General features: G+C 38.3%; 1 protein-coding gene. It reads right to left on the minus strand.

Features of this window, described 5'->3' with window-relative positions; genetic code table 11:
• Positions 1-119: 119 nt before the first annotated feature.
• Positions 120-1104 (minus strand): tyrosine-type recombinase/integrase (locus IEX94_RS19475; protein ID WP_188859918.1); only part of this gene is annotated, 985 nt, incomplete at its 5' end.

Below are 1104 nucleotides of genomic sequence, written 5' to 3' on the forward strand. Positions count from 1 at the left end.
ATGGTAAGGAAGAGGTCGTCGGTTCGATTCCGGCTGGAAGCTCTTGATATGACTGGCTTTTCCCCACTTATGGGGAGAAGCCTTTTTCATTTCTTCTAACATTCTTCTAACGCACCACCTTAAATGGAATATATGTTCCTGATTTTCTCCATGTTTTTATTGAACGTTTGGACGGCTTCAAATTGCATAGATGGAAGTAAATGTGTGTATGTGTTTAAAGTCAATTCTATTGATCCGTGGCCCAGTCTTTCTGAAACCACTTTAACAGGTACACCCATTTTGAGCATCAGTGTTGCATGAGTATGCCGCATGTCATGGAATCTTATTCTAGGAAGTCCAGAGCGTTCTACAAACTTATCAAATCGTCTATTCACATTGCGCACGTCTACAGGGTCACCTGTGGGTCTACAGATTATTAAATCTAAATCATTATAGTCTGGACCCATCTTTAATTTGTTTTTAGATATCTCTTTTTTACGTTTAATTAAAAACTCTGTATCAGATTCATCAATATCAATAACTCGCCGGGTATTCTTTGTTTTCCCTTCTGAAAAACCTGTCCTGGAGTAGGAGCGCATAACTCGTATTTTGTTATTGATAAAGTCTATGTCTCCCCATTTAAGTCCCAGTATTTCCCCTTTACGCATTCCAGTATATAGTGCAAGATGATACAAAACATAATCCCACTCGTCTTTTACAAAGTCCAGGAATTGAATCACTTCCGATTCATCCCAGACGATAATATCTTTATGTTTAACCGCAGGCGGCTTAACTACGCTCGCTGGGTTTCTTTTTATCAATTGATATTGCAGTGCATATTCCAATGACGCACGAATGATAGAGTGAACCTTCTTGATTGTCGCACTGGATTTCCCTTGCTTATCCAGCTCTGTATAGAAATTATCAATCGCCAAGCTGTTTAGCTTGTCCAATTGGAAACGCCCTAGTTTAGGCTTAATATGAGCGTCAATAATGTATCTGTATGTCTCATGAGTGTTTTTACTTACATTACTTTTTCTGTTCTCTAGCCATTCATCGATAAAATCTTTGTACTTCTGTTTAGATGGTTCGATATACGTCCCATCGTTTAATTCATTCAATACT

Origin of the sequence: Oceanobacillus indicireducens, from assembly GCF_014647195.1 — a bacterium.
Lineage (GTDB): Bacteria > Bacillota > Bacilli > Bacillales > Amphibacillaceae > Oceanobacillus > Oceanobacillus indicireducens.